The following is a 21,377-nucleotide window of genomic DNA, read 5'->3' on the forward strand; positions in this document are numbered from 1 at the left end:
TTATTCAATTTTTTAACTAATTTTTAACTCAAAAAAATATGAAGAAAACTACCCTATTCATACTGTTATTTATTTTTTTGGGGATAAATACTATTCATTCTCAATCAGGGAATGTCGACCTCTCATTTGATCCTGGAAGTGGAGCTAATGCAGCTATTAATGCTGTTGCAATCCAATCTGATGGAAAAATAATTATAGGAGGTGACTTTACCGATTATAATGGTACAGCTATAAACAGAATTGCCAGATTAAACACTGACGGAAGTTTAGACCCTAGTTTCAACGTTGGTGTTGGTTTTAACACTTTATTTTCAGGAGTTCAATGCATAACTATTGATACCGATGGAAAAATACTTGTGGGTGGAGGATTTACAAAGTTCAATACGCTGACCAAAAAACATATAGTCCGTCTAAATACGGATGGTACAATTGACACTACGTTTTTAGGTGAAGGAGCTGACCAACCGATTTTAGCAATAACAGTTCAACCTGATGGAAAAATAATAATTGGTGGAGGTTTTACTAAGTTTAATGGCGCTAATAACGTAAAAAGAATTTTACGACTAAATGCAAATGGTTCTACTGATAATACATTTGATACTGGAACTGGTTGCGACAATGTGGTAAAGTCAATTCTTATTCAGTCCGATGGAAAAATTATTATTGCTGGTAATTTTAACAATTATGATGAAACTGCTGTAAAAAAATTAGTTAGATTGAATACTGACGGTAGTCATGATTCTAGTTTTCAAGTAATTTTCGGTGCAAATAATGAGATTTTCAATTGCAAGATTCAAAAAATAATTACAAATAACCCGCAACCAGAACCTCCCACAGAAGAAGAAAAAATTGTTATAGGTGGACTATTCAGTAAATTTGGTGTAGTGAATCAAAATTATATTACCAGGGTAAACGCCGACGGAAGCCTTGACGATGATTTTGATATAGGTCTCGGTACAAATGGCCAGGTTAAAGCCTTAGCAATACAATATAATAATAAAATTGTTTTTGGCGGTATCTATACTAGCTATAATAGTGCTACTGTAAATGGTTTTTCAAGATTACTTCCTACTGGTATAAAAGATTCTGATTTTGAAAGTGGTACAGGAGCAAATTTCGTTGTAAATAATACAGCGCTTCAATCTGATGGACATATTATCATGGTGGGAAATTTTACAACTTATAACGATATTCCAAGAAATAGAATAGCTAGGGTATTTGGTGATGAAGTATTAGGTTCTTCTACTTTTGAAAAAATCACAATTAGGGTTTATCCAAATCCATCTAATGGCACATTGTTTTTCTCAACTGCTAACGATATTCAAATGGATAGTGCAAAAATATTTGATAGTACTGGTAAATTAGTTTTTAGTGCTTCAAAACTTATTGAAAATAAAATAGATGTTTCTAACTTATCAAACGGGATTTATTTTATTTCATTACAAAATGACGAAAAAGGAATTTTTACTCAAAAATTCATAAAAAACTAACACTAAGAGCGTAATTCTCTGATGTTTTCATATGGAAATAGCAAATACGGTTTCGGCTTCAAAAATTACCTTATCAGAATTAATGTTGCCATCGCATTCAAATTTTAGTGGAAAAATTCACGGTGGTTACTTATTGCGATTAATGGATCAAATTGCCTTTGCATGCGCTTCAAAATATTCGGGATCTTACTGCGTAACGGCTTCTGTGGATACGGTAGACTTTTTAAATCCCGTTCATATTGGTGAATTGGTAACTTTAAAAGCTTCAGTAAATTATGTGGGAAACACTTCCATGGTTGTGGGCATTCGAGTAACATCGGAACAAATTCAAACAGGAGTAATAAAACATTGCAATTCGAGTTATTTTACGATGGTCGCTAAAGATGACAAAGGAAATAATGTAAAAGTTCCAAAGTTAATCCTATCCAATATCGATGAAGTTAGACGTTTTTACGACAGTGTAAACAGACTGGAAAACAAAAAAAGATACAAAGAACTTGAGCATACTTTTGACTACCACTCAAAAGAAGCTATAGATGGGCTAGAATCATTTAATGTGGTGATTGCTGAGAAACTTAAAGGTAAAATATAAAAAGAGCACTTGTAATATATTTTACAAGTGCTCTTTTTTTCTAATATTTATATGTAAGCCTAAAACTTACAATTATTTTTTATCTGTCATTTTTACAATTTTATAATACACATTCTCGGGTTTATCTCTATTAACCCAGGCAATTAGCAAATTGTCATTTTGAATGTTTTTAATTACTGGATAAACAGCGTTTTGTTTTGCATCAGAAATAAATTTTGTAACTATTAGTTCCCCATATTCATCACGCTCTTGTAAACCCACTTGAAAAGTATCTATACCGTCAACATCATTAATTTCATCCCAAACAATGTAGACATGTTGGTTTTTCCCAGTAGTAATTTGCGGATGTTTTGCAGAAGATTTTATGCTCACACTTTCCCTTTTAGAAAAAGTATTAGCACCATCTATAGAATTACAATAGTAGACGCCCGAACCATTCCCCATAGTAAACCACGCAAAATGCAACCCATTTATATTTTCCGCAATCGTTGGTCCAGTATGAGGGCATCCATTAATTTTCCAATTGTCTTCACTAATACGCTTTGGCTTAGAAAAAGTCTTTCCATTATTTTTAGAAATACATATAGACATGTCTCTAATTTCATCATTTATAATATCTCTAAAAGCAACATTTATAAATCCATTTTCATTGATAAACAAATCTGTTCTACAGCATTGACAAGTAGTTTCTGCTATAGGTTTTTCATTTAAAAAGCCAAGCGTTCCTTTAGTAGCAGCGAAAAACAAAGTTGATCCTTGTAGTTTTGAAGAAGTTCTACTATCTAACCAAATTATTCCAATTTCACCATCAGATAATTTTTCTATGTCAAAATAACGCTGATCAATACTGGTTTCGTCCGTTACTAATGGAGTTGCTTCCGTCCACGATTTCCCCTTATCAAATGATTGAGAGTAAAAAATACGACCTCCATATTTTTTTGCTTCTGAAGTATTATCTACTCCCCACACAGCTACAACTGTTCCATCTGACCTAAAAGCAATCTTGGGAGCATTTTCTTCATGAAGTTTAACCCCTTTTGCGCTCTCAATTTCAATAATTTTTCCAAATATATTGCTCTCGGCGTTGAAAAATGCATAGTAAAATGTACTTTCTTCAGTATCGTTTTCAACACCAAAACTTAAAACGATATTTCCTTCGTTATCATTTGTTAAATAAGGACAATTGGTTGTACTAAACGAATCTACTCCTTCTAATTTTATTGAACTATTTTGACTGAAAAATGTTCCTATACAAAGAAAACTTGCATATACTGTAAATACTATATTTTTCATTTTAATTATTTTTTAAATTTAATTGCATATTGTAATCCAAAAACGAATGTTCTTGGTGCAGCAACTGTGTACGTAGATTGAGAAGTTGTTGTATTTCCTCTGGAAACATTATGTGCGTATAATTTATCTGTCATATTCATAATGTTTAGAGAGGCTTCAAAACCTTTCCAATGGTAGCCAATTCGACCATTAAAGACATTGTAACCACCGTATTTAATAGTATTTACTTGATCTTGGAAGTAATTTGAAACAAATTGCCACTCTAAAGCTGTTCTTAATTCTGGACACCATGCCGGATAATAACTTATTTCGGAGTTACCCGACCATTTAGGTGCATTTGGCATTTCATAACCATTTAGATTTTTAATAATATCTGAAGGTTTTTCAGAAAGTACAAAATTTATAAAAGTATGTTGCGCCGTAGTTCCTCCAATTCGCAAGCTAAATTGTGAAGAAGGATTATATAAAATTGAAAATTCAATTCCTTTATGACGTGTTTTTCCTGCAGATAAATAGTCATAAGAATTATCTGCTAGTCTAACGTTTAGCATTTCATTTTTGCCTTCCATATAATAAAAAGCATATTCAAAATTTAATTTATTCTCCAATAAAAAGACTCGACCTCCAAATTCATAGTTATGAAATGTTGCAGATTCTAAATTATAATAGAATTCAGCCGGATAACCAGTTGTTCCACCTGTTCCTGTTTTTAATTTAAATATTGACGAAATTCCTGGAGGAGAAAATCCCTCAGAATAGTTGACGTAAAAATTATATTCTTTTGAAGGATTAAAGTTTGCTCCTGATTTGAAAGTTAGCTTATTAAAGTTTTTAGAACCTGATGAAAAATCAATATTATTTCTGTAATTCATTTTCATTTCATCATTACGTACTCCTGAAGTGAAGTGGAATTTCCTTGAAAAATCAATTTCAAACTGCATGTATTCTGCAATATTATATAAATCATTATTATAATTTGCTATAGGAAGATCAGGTCTTTCAGCAATTAAAACGTAATTAGCAACAGTTTGTCCACCTGGATTTAAATTGGCCTTTAAATCAATTTGATATGCCCAATAATCGATAGGCGAGTAATCATACATCAAACCTGTAACTATCTTACTGTTTAAAAAGTTGAATTGTTGAATATGTTGAGCTAGCGCACCGTAACTTTTAAAATCATTTGAATTTATTTGTCCGGTGGCAACTGCTTCCCCTTGTCTCCATCTAATACCATAAGAAGGATTTTGTCCCAATTTATTAGCTCTAAAATACGTTGTAAAAGTCGTATTTGAATTAGAATTCCACTTATGATCTAATATCAATTTGGTGCGCAAAGCTTCCGATTTTCTGTATGTAAAATCAGTTAAGCTTCTATAATTTCTACTGTAAAAGTCATCGTCATTCACACTTCCACTCATGTCTGAATAATAATTACCATAAAAAGTAGTGCTTATTAATTTAGTACTTCGTTTAAAAGTATAATCAAATCGCGCATTTATATTATCTTTTTTATAATCTGAAAAGTTTCTCCAAGAGTCTTTCTGATTACTGAAAAGGCCAGAGACATGATAACCAAATTTCCGATAACTTCCGCTCGCGGCTGCTTGTAGTCTTTTATAACCCCAATCATTTAAGTGACTTCCTATTTTAAATTCCGTATTTTCAGTAGGTGCTTTGGAAATCAAATTAATTGCACCTCCAACAGCTTCAGGTCCATATAAAGAAGAAGCGGCTCCTTTTATAATTTCAATACTCTCTAAGTTGAACTGGTTAATTTCTAGTAAGGCATTATGGTTAAAAATCCCCATAGGTCTGATAGACAAACCATCTTCTAAATATAAGTAATAAGCATTAGTAGTCATTGGCTGTCTAATTGACATAGAGTGTTGCTCATTTCCTAAATTCACCATCGTTACACCTGGCGCTTTATTTACAATATCGCTTAGCGAAGTCGCATTCGTTTCTGAGATTGTTTTTTCAGAAATTTTTGATATTGCTAAAGGAATATTCTTTTTTAGAGTAGCAGCTCTATTTGCAGTTACAACAACCTCTTCTAAGTTTTTTATTTCTATAGAATCTCCTTCTTTTTTTAATTCTTGTGCATTCAGAATTTGTGTTATACATAATAACACGAAAAATATATTTTTCATTTTTAATTATTAAAACAATTTAATTAATTCGATTAATTATAAATAGGCACAGAAATAATTTATAATAATTATGCGAAAACAAAATCATCACAAAAAAATAAAATTTTATAAAAATATATCCGTGCTAAAATTGTTTTAGATAAGAGGAGGATGAAAAACTAATGTAGAAAATCTTTTAGTTTTTATGGAATAGTGACTAGTAATGTTAAGCGAATTAGTTTCAATTAAATAAAATTTTTGCAAGGAAAATAAGGGAAGTGTATACACTAATTCTAATAATTTTCTATCCCCTTTTTCGGGAGCTTCCTTACTATTACTATGCAACTTTTTAAGTTGTTTTGCTAAATAACATTTACCTTTACAAGTATTGTTTACTTTTTCTTTTTCAATACATAAAGTCTTTGAAATTTCATCCTGATTAATTTTAAATGTAACCAATAAAGTAACATTACTAATTATAGGAAGTAATAAAAGTAAAGAAATAAATGAAACTGATAGTAGACGCACTTTTAAAAAGTTTATGTAAAATAAATTAGAACCGACGATATAAAAGATGATTTAAATCATATTTAAAAATAATCCCCAACTACTTTCGTAATTGGGGATTATTATTGCTATATATTTCTAAAATTTATTCATTCACTAAAACCCATTCGCCAGAAACTAACATGCTTTCTGCCTTTTTAAATTTCATTGTTTCGCTTTTCCCACTCATAACATGTTTTATTGTTACGGTGTCATTACGATTGATTTTAGGCGCATCTCTAGTGATTGTTTCTGTTACAGAAGGTCTGTTACTTGCACTTTCACCCGCTTGTCTTGCTTCGTTTGCTAAATCGTCACTATCCACATCTTCTTTAAATTCAGTATAATCTTCTTTTTGACGTACTTGTTTAGCTTCTTGAATGTCTGATGGATTTTGAGAAGGTAAATCACCTTTAAATAAGAATGAAATTACTTCTTTATTCACATTATCAATCATTTTCTTAAACAATTTAAACGCTTCAAATTTGTAGATTAGTAATGGATCTTTTTGCTCATGAACTGCTAATTGAACTGATTGTTTCAATTCGTCCATTTTGCGTAAATGTTTTTTCCATGCTTCATCCACAATAGCTAAAGTGATGTTTTTCTCAAAATCAGCTACTAAAGATTTCCCTTGTGATGTATATGCTTTTTCTAAATCAGTAACAACATTTAACGATTTGATTCCGTCTGTAAAAGGAACGATAATTCGTAAATATTGCCCGTTGTTGTTTTCGTAAACATTTTTAATAATTGGAAAAGCTTCCGATGCATTTCTTTCGATTTTATCCGTATAATGCTCTAAAACTGCTTTATATGTTTTTCCGGTAATATCTCTATCTGAAAGTTTACCAAATTCAGCTTCAGTAATTGGAGCACTGATTGAAAAATAACGAATTAATTCAAATTCATAATTTTTATAATCTCCTGCTGCCTTATTTTCTTGAACAACCAATTCGCAAGTGTCGTACATCATGTTTGCGATGTCTACTTTCAAGCGTTCACCATGTAAAGCATGACGTCTTCTTTTGTAAACTACTTCACGTTGCGCATTCATAACGTCGTCATATTCTAACAAACGCTTACGAACACCAAAGTTGTTTTCTTCTACTTTTTTCTGAGCTCTTTCAATCGATTTAGTCATCATAGAATGCTGAATTACTTCACCTTCTTTCAAACCAATTTTATCCATTACTTTCGCTACTCTTTCCGATCCAAATAAACGCATTAAGTTATCCTCAAGAGAAACATAGAACTGTGAACTTCCAACATCTCCTTGACGACCCGCACGACCACGTAACTGACGGTCAACACGACGTGAATCATGACGCTCTGTTCCGATAATTGCTAAACCACCTGCTTTTTTAACCTCAGCAGATAATTTAATATCCGTTCCACGACCAGCCATGTTTGTCGCAATTGTTACTACACCAGGATTTCCTGCTTCTGCAACAATTTCAGCTTCACTTTTATGCATTTTAGCATTCAAAACATTGTGTTGAATACCTCTAATTTTTAACATTCGGCTTAATAATTCAGAAATCTCAACCGAAGTTGTTCCTATTAATACCGGACGACCTGAATTTGATAATTGAACAACATCTTCAATAACAGCGTTGAATTTTTCACGAACAGTTCTGTAGATTAAATCGTCTTTATCTTTACGAGCCATTGGTCGGTTCGTTGGAATTTCCACAACATCTAATTTGTAGATTTGCCATAACTCACCTGCTTCTGTTGAAGCCGTTCCTGTCATACCAGCTAATTTGCTGTACATACGGAAATAATTTTGTAAAGTAACCGTTGCAAATGTTTGTGTAGCTGCTTCGATTTTTACATTTTCTTTCGCTTCAATCGCCTGATGTAAACCATCTGAATAACGACGACCATCCATAATACGACCCGTTTGTTCGTCCACAATCATTACTTTATTGTCCATGATAACGTATTCGGTATCTTTTTCAAATAAAGCATAAGCTTTTAACAACTGCGTCAACGTATGAATACGCTCTGATTTTATAGAGAAGTCTTTGAATAATTCTTCTTTACGCTCTGCTTCTTCTTCCGTAGAAAGTTGCGCTTTTTCAATGTTAGCGATTTCTGTACCGATATCTGGTAAAACGAAAAATTGTGCGTCTGTATCTTGCGATAAATATTGAATTCCGTTATCCGTTAATTCAACTTGATTGTTTTTTTCTTCGATAACAAAGTACAACGCGATGTCAATTTTAGGCATCTCTCTGTTGTTATCTTGCATGTGATGATTTTCAGTTTTTTGAAGTAACTGTTTTACACCTTCTTCTGATAAGAACTTAATTAATGCTTTACTTTTAGGTAATGCACGGTAAGAACGTAATAAACTGAAACCAGCTTCTTTCGTATTTCCTTCTTTAAACAAACGCTTTGCTTCGGTCAAACAATCCGTTGCTAATTTACGTTGCAAGCTAATTAAGTTTTCAACTTTAGGTTTTAACTCATTAAATTCGTGACGGTCACCTTGTGGTACTGGTCCAGAAATAATCAATGGCGTTCTAGCGTCATCAACTAATACTGAATCGACCTCATCGACAATTGCGAAGTTATGTTTACGTTGCACCAAATCTTCTGGAGCATGCGCCATATTATCACGAAGGTAATCGAAACCAAATTCGTTATTTGTTCCATAAGTGATATCTGATTCATACGCTTTTCTTCTTTCTGGAGAATTTGGTTGATGATTATCAATACAATCAACTGTCATTCCATGAAATTCGAATAAAGGCGCTTTCCATGTACTATCACGTTTTGCTAAATAGTCATTCACTGTTACTAAATGCACACCGTTTCCAGTTAAAGCATTTAAGTATAAAGGTAATGTTGCAACTAATGTTTTTCCTTCACCCGTTTGCATTTCGGCAATTTTACCTTGATGCAATACTACTCCACCAATTAACTGAACGTCATAGTGAATCATGTCCCAGGTAATTTCTTTACCAGCCGCATTCCATGAATTTGCCCACACAGCGTTGTCACCTTCAATGGTAATGTATGATTTTGTTGCTGATAATTCTCTATCCTTTGGATTTGCAGTAACTGTAATAGCAGTGTTTTCTTTGAAACGACGTGCTGTTTCTTTTACTACAGCAAAAGCTTCAGCAAGAATTTCATTCAATACTATTTCAGAAATTTCGTAAGCTTCTTTTTCTACGGTATCGATTTCAGCGTAAATATCTTCACGTGCATCAATATCTTGAGTTGCTTCTGCGTCTTTCTTCAAAGCAGCAATTTTCTCGTCTTTTTCAGCACGAGCTTCTTTAATTTTTAATTTAAACTCAGCCGTTTTAGCACGCAATTCATCGTGAGATAATGCTTGTAGCGCACTCTCAAATGATTTAACTTTTGTTACTAAAGGCTGAATGGCTTTCACGTCTTTCTCCGATTTATCTCCTACGAAAGCCTTCAATATGGAATTTATGATACTCATAATTTAATTTTTCTAGTTAGATTGGTAATAAAACCACAAAAAAAGTCTCACTGAAGAGACTTTAATTCTGTTGGGTTTATTTTTTGCTAATATTCATCCTCGTTCCAAAGATAATCTTCGTCTGTAGGATAATCAGGCCAAATCTCTTCCATCAATTCGTAAATTTCACCTTCGTCTTCAATAGACTGTAAGTTTTCCACTACTTCTAACGGAGCTCCTGTTCTGATTGCGTAGTCGATAAGTTCGTCTTTAGTCGCAGGCCAAGGTGCATCACTTAAATAGGATGCTAATTCTAATGTCCAATACATCTTTTTACCGATTTAAAGTTTATGCAAAAATAAATTTATTACTTAATAATACAAGTTATTTTTTGCTTATTTTTTATTATTTTCAAGAACGTCTTTTTTTGTGTTGAAAATTGGTGTTTTATTTCACTTTTAAATGCAATAAAATTTCCAAAAACATCCACTAAACTGACAAGTTAATGCTATTTCCTAGGTATCCATTGTACCTCGTCAGCCTTCAAGTCGTGCGACAATTTTCGTGCCAAGACAAACAGATAGTCAGAAAGTCTGTTCAAATATTTAATAACAAACTCATCTGTAGGTTCTATGTCATTTAAATGCACTGCCAAACGCTCTGCTCGACGACAAACACATCGTGCAATATGACAATATGACACAGTTTGATGACCACCAGGCAACACAAAATGCGTCATTGGAGGCAATGATTCTTCCATAATATCAATTTGATTTTCTAAAAACTCGATATCTGATTCAATAATACCTAAGTTTTGCAAACGCGGTTGACCATTTTTCAACGTTTCCTTTTCTGGCGGTGTTGCTAAAATGGCTCCTACCGTAAAAAGACGGTCTTGCACTTCAACCAACACTTGTTTGTAAACTTGATTGATATCTTGATCACGCACTAAACCAATATGAGAATTTAACTCGTCAACCGTTCCGTAACTTTCAATTCTGATGTTATGCTTTGAAACACGAGTTCCTCCAAATAAGGCGGTGGTTCCTGTATCTCCAGTTTTAGTATATACTTTCATTATTTATATTTTTAAATTTTACTTTTTAAATTTTAATTGAACTTGAATTTGCTATTCCTTCAACTGCTCTCTATAAAAATCAATATTTGCTTTCACTTTAGGATCTAACTCGGGTTCTGTAATATCTGTTAGTGCTTTTAAAGCTTCCCAAATAATTTTTGCAACAATATAGCGCGCAACTCCTTTATCATCTGAAGGAATAATGTACCAAGGTGCAAAATCCGTAGAGGTTTTGTTAATCGCTTCTTCGTAATATTTCATATAATCATCCCAACGTTCACGATCTTTTAAATCGCCCACGCTAAATTTCCAATTGTCTTCCGGATTTTCTAAACGTTTCAATAATCGTTTGCGTTGTTCTTCCTTACTCATGTGAAAGTAAAACTTCAATACAGTAGTGCCATTTTGTGCAATATGCTTTTCGAAATTCACCATTTGCTCCATTCGGTTTTCCCAAAACTGAGGCGTAATGTCTTCCACTTTTTCAATTCCAGGTAGGTTTTCAAGCAAAAGATATTCCGGATGTACTCGGGTTACCAGAACGTTTTCATAATGCGTCCGATTGAATACTGCAAATTTACCTTTTTCGGGCAAAGCCAAATAATGACGCCATAAATAATCGTGTTCTAGTTCCGTTGAATTTGGTGTTTTAAAACTATGGACCACAACACCTCTTGGATTAAAATCTTTAAAAACTTCGCGGATTAAACTGTCTTTTCCACTGGTGTCCATTCCTTGCAAACAAATCAAAAATGCATGCCTATTGTGTGCATACATCGCATCTTGTTTTTCGCTTAATTTTTTCTCAACTTTATCTAACGCTTTAACTTCCTCCTTTTTAGTGGTATCCATATCTAATTCGGTCAGAAAATCAGCTAATTTAATTTGGCCTTTGACTTTAAAATCTTCAATATTTATATTTTCCATAGGATTTTGCTTCTTAATTATGGTAAAAATACTACTTTTAAAAATTATATGCACGTAAAGAAACTATAAACATTGGTAATATTATGGAAAATTTCACACTCACAAATCTCTTCACTATAAAAGGCATTAGCGCTGCTTCGGGCTTATTATTTTCACAAAATGTACTATTTATTATTTCTGATTCGAGTAGTTTTTTGTACCAATATGACATAGAAAAGAATCTTTTACTAAAATTCCCATTGGTAAAAGAACCTGCTGAAAATATTCCAAAACAAGATAAGCTTGATTTGGAAAGCATAATTCAACACGGTAATCAAATTATTATATTAGGTTCGGGTTCGACCAAAAATAGAACAACTATGTTCACATTAGATTTGAGTACGGATGCACTTCAGACGCAAGATCTAAATCCTCTATATCAGAAATTAAAAAATGTTAGTGAATTAAATGATGATCAATTTAACATTGAAGGAGCCATTTATGCCAATGAAACTATGATTTTATTCCAACGAGGGAATTCAGCTGAAAGTCAGAACGGAATTTTTATTGTTCCTAATAATCAAAAAAACAATATCCGTTTTATACCGATAACACTTCCCACTTTAGACGGAATAGAAACTACTTTTACCGATGCTATTTTGGTAAATGATAAAATTTATTTTTTGGCTTGCGCCGAAAACACCGCATCGACTTATGAAGATGGTGAAATTTTAGGAAGTATCTTAGGTGTAATGCATGCACCTACTTTTGAAATTATCGACATTAAACTTTTATCCGAACATCAAAAGTTTGAAGGCATTACCTTATATAAGAATACGGAAGAAGAAATAGAATTTTTATTGTGCGAAGATAATGATACCGAATTGTCTGAATCTATAATTTATAACTTGAATCTAAAAAAAAACTGAACACTAATTACTGAACACTGAAAACTTTTTTCACCTCCCTCCCAACCTTTTCTATTCTTTTCTACTCTATATAAAAAAGCAAGATTACCAATGGATGTAAAACACATACAAGGCTGTAGAAAACAACATCGCGAAGCACAACGCTTGGTGTATGAAACTATGGCACCAAAACTGTATCGCTTATGTAAGCGGTATTTGAAAAAAGACGAAGAAATTGAAGAAGTATTGGCCGATGCATTTTATACTATTTTCACAAAAATCGAACAACTTAAAGAAGATTTAGCTTTTGAAGCCTGGGCTCGAAGAATAACGGTTAATAATTGTTTATTGCAATTGAAAAAGAACCTCAACTTTAATCTTTATTTGGAAGATATCAGTTATTCGTCCCAACCTTTAGCTGATGAAGTAACCGATTTAGAAGAAGAAGATTTACTCAATTTACTGAATTATATTCCAGCGGGATGTCAAACAATTTTCAATTTATTTGTGATTGAAGGCTATTCACACAAGGAAATTGCCGAAAAATTAAGCATTAGCGAAGGAACTTCAAAATCGCAATTGAATGCGGCAAAAGGTAAATTAAAAGAATTGGTAAGAACTTTTTATCAAAAAGCAAAATAGTCATGGGAACAGAAGAAAAATTATATAAAAAAATACAACAAGCGGCACAAAATTCCGAGCAAAAAGATTTTCCAGGTATGGAGAATATTTGGGCTCGTGTCGAAAACAAACTCGAAACACAAACCTTGAAACAGGAAAAACATTTGTGGAAGAAAATTGCTGTAGCGGCTTCAATCGTTCTAGTAGGCACATTAGCGTTTTTTATGCTTCAACCTAAAGAGAATATCATTATTCCAGAAAACATTGTTACTGCAATTGATACTGCTAGAAATAATATTCCAACTCCAGAATCGGCTAATGGTTTTGTAAATACGAATCCTGTGATTAAAAAAGACGCCGAACAAATTTTACAACAACAAATTACAATTCAAAACAATATTGTAATCAACGATACCATCAATTATAAATCAGATAAACAAGTGATTTTTTCAACTCCAATGGCGGTAAAAGAAATTAAGTCGAAAGAAAATGTTAGTTCTGATTTAAAGAACGATACAAGTAATGCTGCTTCTTTAAATAACCAAGGTTACTTTGCAAAAGGAAAGCGCTATGACGTTACTACTTTTGTTGCTGAAGAAGTTACGCAAGATTTCGATAAAAAAGTAAGTAATGATGATTTAATACTTATTGATGGAAAATTAAGCAAAAAAAGAGCTAAAGACATTGCAAATGGTGAATATGAAACAATTACCGAACTAAAAAATCCACTATATTACATTAATAATGTCGCTTATTCGGAAGAGGAATTATATGGAGAAAACCCAACAAGTTCCTATGCGCCATTAAGTAAACAAAAAATTAATACAATTGTCATTTTACTACCTGAAAAAGCAATCCCTATTTATGGCGAAAGAGGTAAAAACGGAGTAGTGATTATTACGATTAAGGAATAAGAAATTTAATTTAAAAACAATAAAATGAAAATAATTCAATTAACAATACTATTTTTGATTTTCTCTTTTACAATAAATGCTCAAGAGAAAAAACAAACTGAACCCATAAAAGTTGAAGCAAACCAAAACACCAAAACCATTTATGTTTTAGGCGGAATTGCATCCGTAATTACAAAAGAAGATTTGGCTTTTGCTAAAATCTATAATTTAAAATTTCATGATTTTGGTTGCTTAGCTCCAGCTAATTTTGAATTTTATGAAAGTAAAAATGATTTGGTTTTTGACTTTCTAAATAAAACGTACGGAAAAAAATGGCAAAAAGAAATGAAACCGAATGCTATGGGTTTTGATAAATGGAAGAAGAAATAAAAGTATAAAAAACATCAACATGAAACAATTAACACAAATAGTGATTCTATTTATTTCACTAACAACATTCAGTCAAGAGAAAAATTTTATTGACAAACCTTATATCGAAGTAAATGGAAAAGCAGATACATTAGTAGTTCCTAACCGAATTTATATTGATGTTATCATTACCGAAAAAGATACTAAAGGGAAAAAATCTGTTGAAGATTTAGAAAGTGATATGTTTGTTAAATTGAAGGAATTTGGAATCGATGTAAACAAAAATGTCTATATGAAAGATATGGTAAGTGACTTCAAAAAATACTTTTTAAAAAATAGCGATATCCATAAATCTAAATCTTATTCAATTTTGGTTTATGACGCCACTGAAACTACAAAAGTTTTTATCGGATTAGAAGAAATTGGAATTTCAAATGTTACTATTGAAAAAACGGAGCATTCTGAATTTAATAAAATCCAATTAGTTACTAATTCTAAAGCTATTGAGAATGCAAAAGCAACAGCAGAAAGTTACTTAGACCCATTAAATCAAAAAGTAGGAAAAGCAATATATGTAGGTCGTATAAATCTTGAAAATCCCCTACAAGGAAGAGTTAACGGAATTAGAATCAGAGGTATTTCAACCCTAAACGATAGTAAAGTTAAAGGTTATATTTCACCTATTGAATTTGAAAAAATAAAAATTTATAGCGAAGTTGGTGTTCGTTTTACAATTGAATAAAATGAAAAAAATAATTATTCTTACAATATTCCTGTTAGCTAATGTATTAACCGCACAAGAAAACAGCGAATTAATGGGCCGGTGGAAAGTCAATAGTGTTTTTGATAATGATTTTTATTATAAAGTTGAAAACGACTCCATAGTTTTATCTGAAAAAATGAAGAGACGTCATAAAAGCGCGGTCGGTCTTCAAAACTATAAAGCGACAATAAGATTAGAAAACAGAGGTAATATTTTTGAATTTAAAGATAAAAATCAGTTTCATTACAGTTTATCAGATAAAGCTATTTATCCAACATTCAAAGGCACTTTTGAAGTAATCAATAACTTAATTTTATTAGACGTAGTTAACCTTGCTAACATTCGAGTGCATAAAGAAGCATCTTTCTATTTCAAAGACAAAAAATTGTATTTAACGATGCATTTAGAAGTTAATTCTCCAACAACATATATCTTGGAAAGAATATAAAATAAGCTCCAAAAGGAGCTTATTTTATTTAAAACTATATTGTTATTATTCAATCCTAAAAGTTATTTATAATTTTTAGGTGAAATTCTAACAGGATTCAATTTTTCAAAAGCAAATCCTATTTTTAATAATTTTTCTTCTTCAAATGGTCTTGATATAAATGTGATTCCAATAGGTTCACCTGTCACATTATAGCCCATCGGAATAGTTAAACAAGGATATTTTGCCATAGCAGCATGTGCTGAATTATAGTTATTAATTGACAAAATTGCATCTAAATTGTATTTACTGATTGGCGTTTCAAAAAATGAAATTGCTTCTTTATTAAAACGATTTTTTAGTTTGTTAAAAGCTGTTTCAGAAATATTCTCGGCCACGATTCCTTCAAACAAAGCTTGTCCATATGGAATACGAACATGTGAATCTTGCTTATTAAATGCAATAACATCCGAAACGTCTTTAAAGCGATTATAAACTGATGAATGAAATTTGAAATACTTAGGCAAATCAACTTTCATATCCGCGTTTAAAAAAGTAATATATCCTTCAAAATTCATTTCTTGAGATTCAATTTCTATAATTTCCACACCTTGTGCTTTTAGTTTTTCAATGGTGTTTTTATAAGACGAATTTTCTAAAAACTCTTTAAACACGCCAAATCTTTTCCCTTTTAATTCGTTTTCAGAAAAACTACTCCAGACATCTCCAAAATTTGAATGACCAATAGTTGTAGCATCTTGAGTGTCTTGACCTGTCATTGCCGAAAGTAAAATACTAGTATCAATAACATTTTTAGCCATTGGCCCGGCAGTATCTAAAGTAGAAGAAATGGGTATTATTCCAGTTCTACTTACTTGTCCAATCGTAGGTTTTAATCCTACCAAAGAGTTTTGACTTGCTGGTGAAATAATGGAGCCAGAAGTTTCTGACCCAACAGCAGCAACAGCATAATTAGCAGCAACTACGACGCCACTACCAGAACTTGATCCACCAGTATCAAATATGGTTCTTCCGTATGGATTCAGGGTTTGTCCACCTAAAGCACTATAGCCGCTTGGACAATTTTCACAAAGGAAATAAGCCCACTCACTTAAATTTGCTTTTCCCAAAATTATAGCTCCTTTCGTTGCGATTTTATCTACAATAAATGCATTATTAGCAATGTTATCTTTTAAAGCAACAGCACCTGCAGTCGTAGGCATTCCTTTTGTATTGATATTATCTTTTAGTAAAATTGGCATTCCATAAATCGGATGCAATTTATTTTTATTCTTATTTAGGTCACATTCTCTTGCCTCTTTAACTGCGTTTGGATTTATAGCAAGTATTGCATTTAAAAAAGTTTCTTGATTACTTTCATATTTTAAAATTCTATACAAATACCATTTTGTTAATTTTTCGTAATTCAAATATTTAGCCTCAATACTATTTTGAATAGTTAAAATATCTTTATCTAAAATATATGGAAGTAACTGAATATACTCATCTTCACTAAAATTACCAATTTGATTATAGATTGATTTAAAAATTTCGTTCTTATCCGAGTTTTTAGATTGAATTAGCTTAAACCGCATATTTTGATCTTGATTAGAAGCAAAGCTCGCTACTTGAGAAGTTTCATCATAAGAAGTCCATGTTTTACTCGATACAATTTTTTTCGAACAAGAAAAAAAAGCGAAGATTATAAATAAGTGATAATATTTCATAATGACAATTTCTAGGTGCTAACAAATATAACAAATTATATAAAAGTATTAAAAACAAAATAAGCTCCAAAAGGAGCTTATTTTATTTAAAACTATATTTTAAAAAATTGATTTACATCAACTATTTCTCTATTTCTTTCAACGATTCCATTTTTTTGTGTGCTAAGAATCCTTTGATATCTTCAAAATGTTCAATTACGCGTTTGTGTGCAAATTCAAAGACTTTTTCTGCTAAACCATCTAAGAAATCACGGTCGTGCGATACTAAAATTAAAGTACCATCAAAATCTTTTAAAGCATCCTTGATAATATCTTTAGTTTTCATATCCAAATGATTCGTAGGCTCATCAAGAATCAGAACATTAACCGGTTCTAATAACAATTTAATCATCGCCAAACGCGTTTTTTCTCCTCCAGAAAGCACTTTTACTTTCTTTTGAATATCATCACCCTTGAACATAAAAGCACCTAATAAATCTTTAATTTTCGTACGGACGTCGCCCACAGCAATTTGATCAATCGTTTCAAAAATTGTCATTTCACCATCTAATAAAGACGCTTGATTTTGTGCGAAATAACCTATTTGTGCGTTATGTCCTACTTCTAGCTTTCCTTCAAAATCAATTTCACCCATAATTGCTTTAATCATGGTTGACTTTCCTTCTCCATTTTTTCCAACTAAAGCTACTTTCTGACCTCGTTCGATAACCATATTAGCATTATCAAATACTACGTGATCGCCATATTTCTTAGTTAAACCTTCCACAATTACTGGATATTGTCCCGAACGTGGTGAAGGTGGAAATTTCAATTTTAAGGCTGAAGTATCTAATTCATCCACTTCAATAGGAACAATTTTTTCTAACATTTTTACACGCGATTGTACCGATTCAGTTTTAGAAAAAGTTCCTCTAAAACGATCAATAAACGCCTGATTGTCTGCAATGAATTTCTGTTGTTCGTCAAATGCTTTTTGTTGGTGCACTCTTCTGTCTTTTCTCAACTCTAAATATTCAGAATAAACGGCTTTGTAATCGTAAATTCTTCCCATCGTAACTTCAATGGTACGATTTGTAATATTGTCTACAAAGGTTTTATCGTGAGAAATTACCATAACCGCTTTCGCCTGATTGATCAAGAAATCTTCTAACCACTGAATACTTTCAATATCCATGTGATTCGTAGGCTCATCCAAAAGAATTAAATCGGGTTTTTGCAATAAGATTTTCGCTAATTCAATTCGCATTCTCCAACCTCCTGAAAACTCAGAAGTATTTCGGCTAAAATCTTCGCGCTCAAAACCTAGTCCTTTCAAGACTTTTTCTACTTCAGATTCGTAATTTACTTCTTCAATTGAATAGAACTTTTCCGATAATTCAGAAACACGTTCAATTAATTTCATATACGCATCACTTTCATAATCCGTACGAATCGTTAATTGCTCGTTTAGTTCGTCAATTTCTTTCTTCATATTCAACACTTCGGCAAACGCTTTAGAGGCTTCTTCCATAACAGTACAATCATCAGAAGTTAGCAAATGCTGTGGCAAATATGCAATTACAGCGTCACTTGGTGCAGAAATCACCCCACGAGTAGGTTTGCTTTGGCCCGCTACAATTTTTAAAAGTGTCGATTTACCGGCACCATTTTTACCCATTAAGGCAATTTTATCATTTTCATTAATGGCAAAAGTTACTTCACTAAAAAGTGTTGTTCCACCAAATTCAACTGCAACGTCGTTTACTGTGATCATAATGTGAAATTAAAAGTTTAAGGCTTAAAAGTTTAAAAAGGTATTCCTTAAATTTTTGAAGGTGCAAAGATAATTTTTAATTCCGAATTGAGAAGAAATCAATTAGAATTCGGAATTCATTTTTAAGTAGTACTTTTGTAATTGAAAAAGCTTTTTTTATACCAATTTCCATCTTACAATTTCAGACATATTTTATATTTATTAAAATATAGTTAAGAATTCGGATTGGTATCAAAAATCTATTAATTTTACGTTAAAATTTTTTAAAATGAAGTTCAGAACATTACTCTTATTAACTGTATTAACAGGAACGACCGCAATGCATTCACAAGACAAAAAAACGATTAGCGCTAATCCATTTTTTAATGCTTATGCTACCCCTTTTCAAGTTCCTCCTTTCGATTTGATTAAAAACGAGCATTTTAAACCTGCCATTTTAGAAGGAATCAGACAACAAGAAGAAGAAATTAAGAAAATAGTTAGTGTTAAAAAGAAAGCCGAATTCAATAATACAATTTGGCCAATGGAAAACTCAGGAGCTCTTCTTTCAAGAGTGAGCACGGTTTTTAATAATCTAAATAGTGCAAATACTAATGAAGAAATTCAAAGTATCGCTAAAGAATTAGCGCCTTTATTTGCTGCACACAACGACAATATCTATTTAAACGAAGAATTATTTCAGCGTGTAAAATATGTTTGGGACAACCAAAACAGAAAAAGACTTACCAAAGAGCAAGATATGCTCTTAGAAAATACTTACAAGAACTTTGTACGAAGCGGTGCAAATCTTTCAGCTGAAGGTAAAAAGAAACTTAGAGAGATTAACGCAGCATTAGCAATTTCAACTTTAAAATCCGGACAAAATATTTTAGCAGAAACCAATTCCTATGAACTAGTAATTTCTAATAAAAAAGATTTAGACGGTTTACCAGCAGGTCTAATTGAAACGGCTTACGCGGATGCAAAAGCCCGTGGCAAAGAAGGCAAATGGGTTTTTACTTTAGCAAATTCTAGTGTGATGCCTTTCCTAAAATATTGCGACAGTAGAAAATTGCGTAAAGAAATCTGGACGGCTTATCAAATGAGAGCTAACAACGGAAATGCGAATGACAATAAAGAATTAGCTGTTAAAATTGCAAATTTGAGAGGTGAAAAAGCGCGTTTACTAGGTTATGAAAGTCATGCAGATTACGTTTTAGAAAAATCTATGGCAAAAAAACCTGAAACAGCTAATAAATTATTACAAGACTTATGGACGCCTGCTGTGAATATGGCTAAAAAAGAAGCGGAAGACATTCAGATTTTGATGAAGTTAGAGAATATTAAGGGTGATGTTCAACCTTATGATTGGAGATATTATACCGAAAAGATTAGAAAAGTACGTTTTGATTTAGACGAGCAAGAAATGAAACCTTACTTTAGTTTAGAACAAACAAGAGAAGGCGTATTTGCAGTTTGCAAAAAGTTATATGGGTTAAAATTCAAACAATTATATACAGTACCAAAATACCATGAAGATGTAACGGTATGGGAAGTGACTGAAGCAAAAGGAACACATGTAGGGATTTTGTATATGGACTTTCACCCAAGAGCTTCTAAAAGAGGTGGCGCTTGGATGACTTCATATCGTTCTCAAAAAACATCAAAAGGTAAACGTGTAGATCCAGTAGTTTCAATTGTTTGTAATTTTACTAAACCGACAGAAAACGCACCAGCTTTGTTAACTTTTGATGAAGTAACCACTTTTTTCCACGAATTCGGACATGCTTTACACGGCTTACTTTCAAATGTAACGTATGAAAGCTTATCGGGTACAAATGTACCTAGAGACTTCGTTGAATTGCCTTCTCAAATCATGGAAAACTGGGCAGCAGAACCTCAAGTAATGAAAATGTATGCTAAACATTATGATACTGGAGTGGTAATTCCGGATGCGTTAATTCAAAAAATGCAAAAAGCATCAACATTTGACCAAGGTTTCATCACTACAGAATATTTAGCCGCTTCATTTTTAGATATGGAATACCATTCTCAAAAACAGGCGATCAAAACGGATGCAGAAACTTTTGAAAAGCAAGCTATGGATAAAATTGGCTTGCCTTCATCAATTATCCCAAGATATAGAAGTACTTATTTTAATCATATTTTTGCTGGTGGATATTCGGCCGGTTATTACAGTTATATTTGGTCTGGCGTTTTAGATACAGATGCTTTTGATGTCTTTAAAACAAATGGTTTATTCAATCAGAAGGAAGCTAGCTCTTTTAGAAAAAATATTTTAGAAAAAGGAGGAACTCAAGATCCAATGGAATTGTATAAAAATTTTAGAGGTGCTGCACCAAGTGTGAAACCGCTGTTGAAAAAAAGAGGTTTAGATAAAGTTCAGTAAAACAGAAAACTCCTGAAATATCAGGAGTTTTTTTTTATTCTTTATTTC

General features: G+C 32.1%; 17 protein-coding genes. 9 read left to right on the forward strand and 8 right to left on the reverse strand.

Features of this window, described 5'->3' with window-relative positions:
• Window positions 1-38 precede the first annotated feature (38 nt).
• The gene (locus ACFSX9_RS12170; RefSeq protein WP_379808046.1) at window positions 39-1,490 is read left to right on the forward strand and encodes a T9SS type A sorting domain-containing protein; all 1,452 of its coding nucleotides are present in this window, start codon (window positions 39-41) and stop codon (window positions 1,488-1,490) included.
• A gap of 31 nt (window positions 1,491-1,521) precedes the next feature.
• Entirely contained in the window at window positions 1,522-2,082 is a 561-nt protein-coding gene (locus tag ACFSX9_RS12175) for an acyl-CoA thioesterase (protein ID WP_379808048.1), read from the forward strand.
• Window positions 2,083-2,154: 72 nt separating this feature from the next.
• Here ACFSX9_RS12175 and ACFSX9_RS12180 read toward each other — a convergent pair whose 3' ends face one another.
• The 6 genes from ACFSX9_RS12180 to ACFSX9_RS12205 all read right to left on the reverse strand — a co-directional run bounded on the left by ACFSX9_RS12180 (window position 2,155) and on the right by ACFSX9_RS12205 (window position 11,500).
• Window positions 2,155-3,375, reverse strand: a complete 1,221-nt coding sequence (locus ACFSX9_RS12180; RefSeq protein WP_379808050.1) for a hypothetical protein — start codon at window positions 3,373-3,375, stop codon at window positions 2,155-2,157.
• 5 nt (window positions 3,376-3,380) lie between these two features.
• Window positions 3,381-5,528, reverse strand: a complete 2,148-nt coding sequence (locus tag ACFSX9_RS12185; protein WP_379808052.1) for a TonB-dependent receptor — start codon at window positions 5,526-5,528, stop codon at window positions 3,381-3,383.
• 631 nt (window positions 5,529-6,159) lie between these two features.
• Window positions 6,160-9,516, reverse strand: coding sequence for a preprotein translocase subunit SecA (secA, locus tag ACFSX9_RS12190; protein WP_379808054.1), 3,357 nt, complete (start codon window positions 9,514-9,516; stop codon window positions 6,160-6,162).
• Between the two features lie 86 nt (window positions 9,517-9,602).
• Window positions 9,603-9,824: a DUF2795 domain-containing protein gene (locus ACFSX9_RS12195; RefSeq protein WP_264549321.1), complete on the reverse strand. Its 222-nt coding sequence runs from the start codon at window positions 9,822-9,824 to the stop codon at window positions 9,603-9,605.
• A 179-nt stretch (window positions 9,825-10,003) separates the two neighbouring features.
• Complete coding sequence (locus tag ACFSX9_RS12200) at window positions 10,004-10,573, reverse strand: cob(I)yrinic acid a,c-diamide adenosyltransferase (protein WP_379808056.1); 570 nt, start codon at window positions 10,571-10,573, stop codon at window positions 10,004-10,006.
• A gap of 51 nt (window positions 10,574-10,624) precedes the next feature.
• Window positions 10,625-11,500: a PPK2 family polyphosphate kinase gene (locus ACFSX9_RS12205; protein ID WP_379808058.1), complete on the reverse strand. Its 876-nt coding sequence runs from the start codon at window positions 11,498-11,500 to the stop codon at window positions 10,625-10,627.
• 83 nt (window positions 11,501-11,583) lie between these two features.
• Here ACFSX9_RS12205 and ACFSX9_RS12210 point away from each other — a divergent pair, with 83 nt between their 5' ends.
• The 6 genes from ACFSX9_RS12210 to ACFSX9_RS12235 all read left to right on the forward strand — a co-directional run bounded on the left by ACFSX9_RS12210 (window position 11,584) and on the right by ACFSX9_RS12235 (window position 15,481).
• Window positions 11,584-12,408, forward strand: a complete 825-nt coding sequence (locus ACFSX9_RS12210) for a DUF6929 family protein (RefSeq protein WP_379808060.1) — start codon at window positions 11,584-11,586, stop codon at window positions 12,406-12,408.
• A gap of 90 nt (window positions 12,409-12,498) precedes the next feature.
• Window positions 12,499-13,029 carry an RNA polymerase sigma factor gene (locus tag ACFSX9_RS12215; protein ID WP_379808062.1) on the forward strand — a complete coding sequence of 177 codons (531 nt, stop codon included), beginning with the start codon at window positions 12,499-12,501 and terminating at the stop codon, window positions 13,027-13,029.
• 2 nt (window positions 13,030-13,031) lie between these two features.
• Complete coding sequence (locus ACFSX9_RS12220; protein WP_379808064.1) at window positions 13,032-13,922, forward strand: hypothetical protein; 891 nt, start codon at window positions 13,032-13,034, stop codon at window positions 13,920-13,922.
• 24 nt (window positions 13,923-13,946) lie between these two features.
• Window positions 13,947-14,291, forward strand: coding sequence for an FEKKY domain-containing protein (locus ACFSX9_RS12225; protein WP_379808066.1), 345 nt, complete (start codon window positions 13,947-13,949; stop codon window positions 14,289-14,291).
• A gap of 19 nt (window positions 14,292-14,310) precedes the next feature.
• Window positions 14,311-15,012: an SIMPL domain-containing protein gene (locus ACFSX9_RS12230; RefSeq protein ID WP_379808068.1), complete on the forward strand. Its 702-nt coding sequence runs from the start codon at window positions 14,311-14,313 to the stop codon at window positions 15,010-15,012.
• Between the two features lies 1 nt (window position 15,013).
• Complete coding sequence (locus ACFSX9_RS12235) at window positions 15,014-15,481, forward strand: hypothetical protein (RefSeq protein WP_379808070.1); 468 nt, start codon at window positions 15,014-15,016, stop codon at window positions 15,479-15,481.
• A gap of 62 nt (window positions 15,482-15,543) precedes the next feature.
• Here ACFSX9_RS12235 and ACFSX9_RS12240 read toward each other — a convergent pair whose 3' ends face one another.
• A complete protein-coding gene (locus ACFSX9_RS12240) occupies window positions 15,544-17,187 on the reverse strand; it encodes an amidase family protein (RefSeq protein WP_379808072.1) in 1,644 nt (547 codons plus the stop codon).
• 121 nt (window positions 17,188-17,308) lie between these two features.
• Window positions 17,309-18,940, reverse strand: a complete 1,632-nt coding sequence (locus ACFSX9_RS12245; RefSeq protein WP_379808074.1) for an ABC-F family ATP-binding cassette domain-containing protein — start codon at window positions 18,938-18,940, stop codon at window positions 17,309-17,311.
• 268 nt (window positions 18,941-19,208) lie between these two features.
• Between ACFSX9_RS12245 and ACFSX9_RS12250 the strand changes: the two genes are divergently transcribed.
• Complete coding sequence (locus ACFSX9_RS12250) at window positions 19,209-21,329, forward strand: M3 family metallopeptidase (RefSeq protein ID WP_379808076.1); 2,121 nt, start codon at window positions 19,209-19,211, stop codon at window positions 21,327-21,329.
• Window positions 21,330-21,377 lie beyond the last annotated feature (48 nt).

Source organism: Flavobacterium ardleyense (genome assembly GCF_042686085.1).
GTDB lineage: Bacteria > Bacteroidota > Bacteroidia > Flavobacteriales > Flavobacteriaceae > Flavobacterium > Flavobacterium ardleyense.

Excerpts from the sequence above, each read along its gene's own strand:
- ACFSX9_RS12170 (WP_379808046.1), top strand. The coding sequence starts at position 39 with ATGAAGAAAACTACCCTATTCATACTGTTATTTATTTTTTTGGGGATA.
- ACFSX9_RS12175 (WP_379808048.1), top strand. The coding sequence starts at position 1,522 with ATGGAAATAGCAAATACGGTTTCGGCTTCAAAAATTACCTTATCAGAA.
- ACFSX9_RS12180 (WP_379808050.1), bottom strand. The coding sequence starts at position 3,375 with ATGAAAAATATAGTATTTACAGTATATGCAAGTTTTCTTTGTATAGGA.
- ACFSX9_RS12185 (WP_379808052.1), bottom strand. The coding sequence starts at position 5,528 with ATGAAAAATATATTTTTCGTGTTATTATGTATAACACAAATTCTGAAT.
- secA (WP_379808054.1), bottom strand. The coding sequence starts at position 9,516 with ATGAGTATCATAAATTCCATATTGAAGGCTTTCGTAGGAGATAAATCG.
- ACFSX9_RS12195 (WP_264549321.1), bottom strand. The coding sequence starts at position 9,824 with ATGTATTGGACATTAGAATTAGCATCCTATTTAAGTGATGCACCTTGG.
- ACFSX9_RS12200 (WP_379808056.1), bottom strand. The coding sequence starts at position 10,573 with ATGAAAGTATATACTAAAACTGGAGATACAGGAACCACCGCCTTATTT.
- ACFSX9_RS12205 (WP_379808058.1), bottom strand. The coding sequence starts at position 11,500 with ATGGAAAATATAAATATTGAAGATTTTAAAGTCAAAGGCCAAATTAAA.
- ACFSX9_RS12210 (WP_379808060.1), top strand. The coding sequence starts at position 11,584 with ATGGAAAATTTCACACTCACAAATCTCTTCACTATAAAAGGCATTAGC.
- ACFSX9_RS12215 (WP_379808062.1), top strand. The coding sequence starts at position 12,499 with ATGGATGTAAAACACATACAAGGCTGTAGAAAACAACATCGCGAAGCA.
- ACFSX9_RS12220 (WP_379808064.1), top strand. The coding sequence starts at position 13,032 with ATGGGAACAGAAGAAAAATTATATAAAAAAATACAACAAGCGGCACAA.
- ACFSX9_RS12225 (WP_379808066.1), top strand. The coding sequence starts at position 13,947 with ATGAAAATAATTCAATTAACAATACTATTTTTGATTTTCTCTTTTACA.
- ACFSX9_RS12230 (WP_379808068.1), top strand. The coding sequence starts at position 14,311 with ATGAAACAATTAACACAAATAGTGATTCTATTTATTTCACTAACAACA.
- ACFSX9_RS12235 (WP_379808070.1), top strand. The coding sequence starts at position 15,014 with ATGAAAAAAATAATTATTCTTACAATATTCCTGTTAGCTAATGTATTA.
- ACFSX9_RS12240 (WP_379808072.1), bottom strand. The coding sequence starts at position 17,187 with ATGAAATATTATCACTTATTTATAATCTTCGCTTTTTTTTCTTGTTCG.
- ACFSX9_RS12245 (WP_379808074.1), bottom strand. The coding sequence starts at position 18,940 with ATGATCACAGTAAACGACGTTGCAGTTGAATTTGGTGGAACAACACTT.
- ACFSX9_RS12250 (WP_379808076.1), top strand. The coding sequence starts at position 19,209 with ATGAAGTTCAGAACATTACTCTTATTAACTGTATTAACAGGAACGACC.